Source organism: Cellulomonas sp. P4_B5_2, assembly GCF_056402235.1.
Genome location: NZ_JBFUHU010000180.1, coordinates 1 through 7,649 on the forward strand (window position 1 = coordinate 1; position 7,649 = coordinate 7,649).

Consider the following 7,649-nt stretch of genomic DNA (forward strand, 5'->3'; position numbering starts at 1 on the left):
GGCCGGCTGCGTGCGGTCGAGCCCGCCCCGGACGGGTCACTGTGGGTGGTCACGGGGAACACCGACGGCCGCGGCAGCATCCGCCCGGGGGACGACCGCATCCTGCGCGTGGTGGTCGACTGAAAGCCGTCGCGCCGCTCACCTAGGATCGGCGCATGTCTCGCATCCTCTCGGCCGTCGCGTGGCCCTACGCGAACGGCCCCCGCCACATCGGTCACGTCGCCGGCTTCGGTGTCCCCTCCGACATCTTCAGCCGGTACATGCGGATGGCGGGCAACGAGGTGCTCATGGTCTCCGGCACCGACGAGCACGGGACGCCGATCCTGGTGCTCGCCGAGCAGGAGGGTGTGAGCCCGCAGGAGCTGGCGGACCGGTACAACCGCGTGATCGTCGAGGACCTGACCAACCTGGGCCTGTCGTACGACCTGTTCACGCGCACGACGACGCGCAACCACTACGCGGTCGTGCAGGAGATGTTCCGCACGGTGCACAAGAACGGCTACATGATCGAGCAGTCGACCATGGGCGCCATCTCGCCGAGCACCGGCCGCACCCTGCCGGACCGGTACGTGGAGGGCACCTGCCCGATCTGCGGGTACGACGGCGCGCGCGGCGACCAGTGCGACAACTGCGGCAACCAGCTGGACGCGATCGACCTGATCAACCCGCACAGCCGGATCAACGGTGAGACGCCGAAGTTCGTCGAGTCGAACCACTTCTTCCTGGACCTGCCGGCGTTCGCGAGCGCCCTGGAGGCGTGGCTGAAGACGCGGACCGACTGGCGGCCCAACGTCCTGAACTTCTCGCTCAACCTCATCGACGACCTGCGCCCGCGGGCCATGTCCCGGGACATCGACTGGGGCATCCCGGTGCCGCTGCCCGGGTGGGAGGAGAACCCGAACAAGCGCCTGTACGTGTGGTTCGACGCGGTCATCGGGTACCTGTCGGCGTCGATCGAGTGGGCGCGCCGCAAGGGCGACCCGGACGCGTGGCGCCCGTTCTGGAACGACCCCGAGGCCCTGAGCTACTACTTCATGGGCAAGGACAACATCACGTTCCACTCGCAGATCTGGCCGGCCGAGCTGCTGGCCTACGACGGTCGCGGGACGAAGGGCGGCTCGCCGGGGCAGTTCGGCACCCTGAACCTGCCGACCGAGGTGGTGTCGAGCGAGTTCCTCACCATGGAGGGCAAGCAGTTCAGCTCGTCGCGCGGCGTCGTCATCTACGTGCGCGACGTCCTGTCCCGGTACCAGCCGGACGCGCTGCGGTACTTCCTGTCGGTCGCCGGGCCGGAGAACCAGGACTCGGACTTCACGTGGGCGGACTTCAAGACGCGCACCAACTCCGAGCTGGTGGCCGGCTGGGGCAACCTGGTCAACCGGACCGCGAGCATGATCGCCAAGAACTTCGGCGAGATCCCGACGCCGGGCGAGCTGCAGCCGGTGGACCAGGGCCTCCTCGCGACGACGTCGGCGGGCTTCGGCAAGGTCGGCGAGCTGCTCGGCACCCACCGCAACCGGGCCGCGGTCAGCGAGGCGATGCGCGTGGTCCAGGAGGCCAACCGGTACATCTCCGAGACCGAGCCGTGGAAGCTGACGCAGGACCGCGACCGCCTGGGCACGGTGCTGCACACGGCCGCGCAGGCGGTCAGCGACGCCAACACGCTGCTGTCGCCGTTCCTGCCGCACTCGGCCCAGCAGGTGCACGAGACGTTCGGGCGCACGGGGACGTTCTCGCCGCTGCCGCGCATCGACGAGGTCACCGACCTGGACGACGACTCGCGCCACTACCCGATCATCACGGGCGACTACGAGCTCGGCCGCACGGTCGCGCCGTGGCGCTCCGAGCAGGTGGTGCCGGGCACCCCCGTGGCCAAGCCGGTGCCGGTGTTCACCAAGCTCGACGACTCGATCGTCGAGGAGGAGCTCGAGCGGCTGCGCCAGGCGTGATGGCGAGGTCGAAGGGGGAGCGCGGCTGGCCCGCGCCGCCCGAGCCGCTGCCGTTCGCGGTCGTCGACAACCACACGCACCTCGACTCGGTGGTGACGTGGGAAGCGCCCGGCTGGACCCGCGATGACGACGGCACGGCGGTCGACGGTCCTTCGGCCGACTTGGCTGCGCACCTGGCGCGGGCGGCGGCGGTCGGCGTGACGCGCATGGTGCAGGTCGGGTGCGACGTCGAGGCGATCCGGTGGACCCACGCGGTTGTGCAGGAGCACCCCGAGCTGCTCGGGGCGGTGGCGATCCACCCGAACGAGGCCGTCCTGCACGAGGGTGTCCGCGAGATCGCGCCCGACGGGAAGCTGCCCGAGCACCCTGACGACCTCGCAGCGATGGGGCGCTTCCAGGAGGCTTTCCACCTCGTCGAGCTCGTCGCGCGCGCCAACCCCCGTATCCGCGCGATCGGCGAGACCGGCCTCGACCACTTCCGCGCCGGTCCCCAGGGGCGTGAGGTGCAGCGCGAGGCGTTCCGCACCCACATCGCGCTGGCCAAGGAGCTGGGCCTCGCGCTGCAGATCCACGACCGAGACGCGCACGACGAGGTCGTGGAGGTGCTCCTGGCCGACGGTGCCCCGGACCGCACGGTCTTCCACTGCTTCTCGGGCGACGCGTCGCTGGCGCGCCTGGCGGTCTCGCACGGCTGGTACCTGTCGTTCGCCGGTCCGGTCTCGTTCGGCGCCAACGACGAGCTGCGCGCCGCCCTGCGCGAGGTCCCGCCGTCGCAGCTGCTGGTCGAGACCGATGCGCCCTACCTGACCGTGCACCCGTTCCGCGGCCGCCCGAACGCGCCCTACCTGCTGCCCGGGACGGTCCGGACGGTCGCGGAGGTGACCGGCCGGTCTCTCGAAGACGTGTGCACCGCGCTCGCGGCCACGTCCGAGGCCGTCTACGGCTCGTGGTGAGCGGTTTGACCCGGTCTGTCGGCGGACAGTCGGGTGATCCCGGGCCCGGAGGCCGGACCTCGGGTTACCGCCTCGGTCACGGATCGGTTACGGTCGGACCTGCGTCCAGGACGGACGCATCCTTTGTGTCGAGAGGACCCACCGCGTGAGGCCCGATCAGGAGCGTGCGACCCAGCGTCGCGGACTCCGTGGTCGACGTGCCGCGCGCGTGGTGGCCCAGGCGGCCGTGCTCGCCGTCGTCGCCGCAGCGACCAGCGCGTTCGCGGTCCTGCACAAGACGGTCACGGTCGACGTCGACGGGACCTCGGTCGAGGTCGAGGCGTTCGGTCGCACGGTCGGCGACATGCTCGCCAGCGCGGAGATCGAGGTGGGGGATCGCGACCTCGTCGCCCCCGCCGTCGACCAGCCCATCGCGCGGTCCGGCCAGATCGTCGTCCGGCACGGGCGGGAGCTGGCGGTCGAGGTCGACGGTTCCGAGCGCTCGGTGTGGACCACGGCGCTGACGGTCGGCGAGGCGGTCGACGGACTCGGCCTGCGCGGCGACGACGTGCGCCTGTCGGCGTCCCGGTCCGCGTCGCTCGGCCGCGACACCCTGCGCGTCTCGACGCTCAAGACCCTGCACCTCGTGGTCGACGGCCAGGTCATCGACGGCGTGAGCAGCGCTGCCACGGTCCGCGACTCGCTGCGCGACATCGGCCTCGTGCTGGGCGACGGCGACCAGGTGTCGGTCTCCCTCGACGCCACCGCGGTCGACGGGCTCGTGGTCCTGGTGACCCGCGCGAGCACCGGCGGCGAGACCGTGACCGAGGCCATGCCGTTCGAGTCCCAGGAGGTCGAGGACCCGGGGATGGTCAAGGGCAACACGGTCATCGCGACGAAGGGCAAGGCCGGCGTCCGCACCACGACGTACGAGCTGCAGGTGGTCGGCGGCGTCGTCACCGGCCGCACGCCGATCGCCTCGGTGGTCACGGTCGCGCCCGTCACGCAGATCACGAAGGTCGGCACGGCCGAGCTTCCGGACCCGTCCGTGGTTGCGGTCGAGCCGGGCACCGCGCAGGCGCTCGGCAAGGAGATGGCGGCGGCCCGCGGGTGGGGCGACGACCAGTTCGCGTGCCTGCTCGCGCTCTGGAACAAGGAGAGCGGCTGGCGGGTGAACGCCGAGAACAAGTCGTCGGGCGCCTACGGCATCCCGCAGGCTCTGCCGGGCACCAAGATGGCGACGGTGGCCGACGACTGGCGGACCAACCCGGCCACCCAGATCACCTGGGGACTGAACTACATCGGCGGCCGCTACGGCGATCCGTGCGGTGCCTACGCGCACAGCCAGGCCAAGGGCTGGTACTGATCTGTCCGCCTCCGGGGGCAATTGCCCCTGTGACGGTGCTCACGCCGCTGACGTGCGAGAACGGCTGAACGGGCCACGCTTCTAGCGCATCGCGCGGGAGGCGCGCCTGGCGTTTCGGTCACGATCCGGTTACGGTCGGTCACGCTCGGCGATCTGGACGGTGGCCCACCTGTGCCGCTGTCCTTCCTGCCGGGTGGTCGGCGCCCGCTCCAGGCGGGCCGCCGTGACGGCCGGATCGGGGATCCGGGACCGACGGGAGCCACCCCCCTCCGGGTGTCCGCAGAGCTTCGAACCAGAGGCCCACCGTCGGGTGCCGCTAGCGGCACGCTCCGCACCCCGTGCCCGGGCACCTCGACGGCTGGAGCCCCGTGCAGTTCTCGACCCTGATCCCTGGTCTGTCCGCGCGATCCCGCGCCACGTCCGAGCCTGACACCCCGGACGAGCTCTCCCCGACGGACCAGCGGTCCGGTCGGACACGCATCCTCCCGATCACCGCCGCGGCGGTCGCGCTCGTCCTCGCGGGCGGCTCGGCAGCGTTCGCGCACGCGCAGAAGTCGGTGTCGCTCGACGTCGACGGCCAGATCACGAACCTCAGCACGTTCGCCGGCTCGGTCGACGGGCTCCTGGAGGACCAGGGTGTGGTCGTCGGAGCCCGGGACGAGGTGAGCCTGACGGGCGCGCTGCCCGAGGGCGCCGAGATCGTCGTGCGCCACGCGCACCAGGTGGCGGTCAGCATCGACGGCCAGGAGACGTCCGTGTGGACGACCGCGTTGTCCGCCGACGAGGCGCTCGACTCGCTCGCCGCGCGCGGTCAGGCCGTGGCCCTCGTCGCGTCCCGGTCCGCCGCCGGCGGTCGCCCGGAGCTGTCCCTGGACCTGGCGCTGCACGGCCCGGCCGACGTCCTGGTCGACGGCACCACGCTCGCCGTCCCGGACGCCGACGCCCGCGTCGCGCAGGTGCTCGGCGAGCTGGGCATCACGCTGAACCCGCTGGACCGCGTCTCGGTGGTGCAGAGCGACACCGGGCGCGTCCAGGTGGTCGTCAACCGTGTGGCCGTGCAGGACGTCACGACCACGCACGAGGTCGCGTTCGCGTCGACCACGCAGCAGGACGCCTCGCGCTACACCGACCAGAAGCGCACGCTGACGGCCGGCGTGCCCGGCGTCCGCACGCTCGTCGAGCGCGTCACCACGGTGGACGGGGTCGAGTCCGGCCGCGTCACCGTCTCCGACGCCGTCACGCAGGTCCCGGTCGACGAGGTCCTCAGCGTCGGCACCAAGAAGCGTCCGGTCGTCGTCAAGACCCCCACCGCGGCGGCGCCCGCCGCGACCGGCACGCCGGTTGCCGCCGGCGGCAGTGCCGACTCCCTCAACTGGGCGGCCCTGGCGCGCTGCGAGTCCGGTGGCAACCCCACCATCGTGTCGTCGAACGGCCTCTACTACGGCCTGTACCAGTTCTCCCTGTCCACGTGGAAGGGCGTCGGCGGCGCGGGGCTCCCCTCGGCGGCCTCGCCGGACGAGCAGACCGCCCGCGCCAAGATGCTCTACAACCGCTCGGGCGCCGGTCAGTGGCCGGTCTGCGGGAAGAACCTCTTCAGCTGATCACACGCGAGACCCCCGTCCAGGCCTCCTGGGCGGGGGTCTCGTCGTGCTCGCCTAGGCTCGTGCGCATGCCGACCACCACCACGCTGCTCGGGCCTGCGGAGATCCGCGAGCTCGCCGAGCGCGCGGGCGTGCGCCCGACCAAGGCCCTCGGCCAGAACTTCGTCCTCGACGGCGGCACCGTACGCAAGATCGTGCGGCAGGCCGACGTCGCCGAGGGGGACCGCGTGGTCGAGGTCGGCCCCGGCCTGGGATCGCTGACCCTGGGGCTTCTCGAGGCCGGTGCCGACGTCGTCGCCGTGGAGATCGACCCCACGCTCGCCCGGCTCCTGCCCGGCACGGTCGCCCGCCACGTGCCCGGGCTGACCATCCACGACGGTGCCGACGACGAGCCGGTGGTGCTGCGCGACGAGGCCGGCCGGGACCGTCTGACCATCGTGCTGTCCGACGCCCTGGACCTGCACGAGCTGCCCGGGCCGCCGCCCGTGGCCCTCGTCGCCAACCTGCCGTACAACGTCTCGGTCCCCGTCCTGCTCACGTTCCTCGAGCGGTTCGACTCCCTCGAACGGGTGCTCGTGATGGTGCAGGCCGAGGTGGCCGACCGCCTCGCCGCGCCCCCCGGCAGCCGCACCTACGGCGTGCCGTCCGCCAAGGCGGCCTGGTACGCGTCGGCCCGCCGCACCGCCACGGTCGGACGCACGGTCTTCTGGCCCGCCCCCAACGTGGACTCGGCGCTGGTCCGCTTCGACCGCCGCGAGCCGCCCGCCACCGACGCGTCGCGGGAGGCGGTGTTCGCCGTGGTCGACGCCGCGTTCGCACAGCGCCGCAAGATGCTCCGGTCCGCGCTGTCGACCCTGGCCGGCTCGGCCGATGCGGCCGTGGCGGCGCTGCAGGCGGCCGGTGTGGACCCGCAGGCTCGCGGCGAACGGGTGGACATCGCCGGGTTCGCGCGCATCGCCGAGCACCTCGGGCCCCTCGGGCCGGGCGGCGCCCGACCTGGCACAGTGGAGCCGTGACGCTGACCCCCGTGGCCCCGCTGCCCGATCACGAGGTCAGGGTCCGCGCGCCCGGGAAGGTCAACCTCTCGCTGCGGGTCGGCCCGCGGGAGGACGACGGGTACCACCCGGTGTCGACGATCTTCCAGGCCGTGTCGGTGTTCGAGGAGGTCGTCGCCACCTCGTCCGAGGGCCGCACGCTCTCCGTGAGCGGCCCGCAGGCCGAGCTGGTGCCCACGGACGGGACCAACCTCGCCCTGCGCGCGGCGGACCTGCTCGCCGAGCACGCCGGCATCGACGACGGCGTCCACCTCCACCTGACCAAGGGCGTGCCGGTCGCGGGGGGCATGGCGGGCGGCTCGGCGGACGCGGCCGCCACGCTGGTGGCGTGCGACGCCCTGTGGCGCACCGGGCTCAGCCGGGACGACCTGCTCGACCTCGCGGCCCAGCTGGGGTCGGACGTGCCGTTCTCGCTCGCCGGCCACACGGCGGTCGGGTCGGGCCGCGGCCACCTGCTGACGGCCGCGCTCAGCCGGGGCGAGTTCCACTGGGCGTTCGCGGTGCAGGACCGCGGGTTGTCGACCGCCGCGGTGTACGCCGCCTTCGACGACCTGCACGCGGGTGCGATCGTGCCCGACCCGGAGGACGACGTGCCCCTGATGCAGGCGCTGCGGGCGGGGGACCCTCGCGCGCTCGGTGCCGCGCTGCACAACGACCTGCAGATGGCGGCGCTCGAGCTCGACCCGGGCCTCGCCGAGCCGCTCGCGGTCGCGCAGGACGCCGGGGCGCTCGGCGTGGTCGTGTCC

Annotated in this window: 6 protein-coding genes and 1 pseudogene; all 7 read left to right on the top strand. The window is 72.8% G+C overall.

The window, feature by feature from the left end:
• A pseudogene (locus tag AC1DUQ_RS13605) lies at positions 1-123 on the top strand (PQQ-dependent sugar dehydrogenase); the annotation flags it as partial.
• Between the two features lie 32 nt (positions 124-155).
• Complete coding sequence (gene metG / locus AC1DUQ_RS13610; protein ID WP_477060162.1) at positions 156-1,949, top strand: methionine--tRNA ligase; 1,794 nt, start codon at positions 156-158, stop codon at positions 1,947-1,949.
• Entirely contained in the window at positions 1,949-2,902 is a 954-nt protein-coding gene (locus tag AC1DUQ_RS13615; protein ID WP_477060163.1) for a TatD family hydrolase, read from the top strand. Before metG ends, AC1DUQ_RS13615 begins: the two co-directional genes overlap by 1 nt.
• 208 nt (positions 2,903-3,110) lie before the next feature.
• Positions 3,111-4,247 carry an aggregation-promoting factor C-terminal-like domain-containing protein gene (locus AC1DUQ_RS13620; RefSeq protein WP_477060164.1) on the top strand — a complete coding sequence of 379 codons (1,137 nt, stop codon included), beginning with the start codon at positions 3,111-3,113 and terminating at the stop codon, positions 4,245-4,247.
• Between the two features lie 338 nt (positions 4,248-4,585).
• Positions 4,586-5,848, top strand: coding sequence for a transglycosylase family protein (locus AC1DUQ_RS13625; protein WP_477060165.1), 1,263 nt, complete (start codon positions 4,586-4,588; stop codon positions 5,846-5,848).
• Between the two features lie 68 nt (positions 5,849-5,916).
• Positions 5,917-6,864 (top strand): 16S rRNA (adenine(1518)-N(6)/adenine(1519)-N(6))-dimethyltransferase RsmA, encoded by a 948-nt coding sequence (rsmA, locus tag AC1DUQ_RS13630; protein ID WP_477060166.1) that lies wholly within the window; start codon positions 5,917-5,919, stop codon positions 6,862-6,864.
• The coding region (locus AC1DUQ_RS13635; protein ID WP_477073964.1) for a 4-(cytidine 5'-diphospho)-2-C-methyl-D-erythritol kinase at positions 6,861-7,649 on the top strand (789 nt) is incomplete at its 3' end. The genes rsmA and AC1DUQ_RS13635, both read left to right, overlap by 4 nt.

What these genes read in the sequence shown, in the direction of transcription:
- AC1DUQ_RS13615 (WP_477060163.1), top strand. Translation starts at nt 1,949, where the DNA reads ATGGCGAGGTCGAAGGGGGAGCGCGGCTGGCCCGCGCCGCCCGAGCCG.
- metG (WP_477060162.1), top strand. Translation starts at nt 156, where the DNA reads ATGTCTCGCATCCTCTCGGCCGTCGCGTGGCCCTACGCGAACGGCCCC.
- rsmA (WP_477060166.1), top strand. Translation starts at nt 5,917, where the DNA reads ATGCCGACCACCACCACGCTGCTCGGGCCTGCGGAGATCCGCGAGCTC.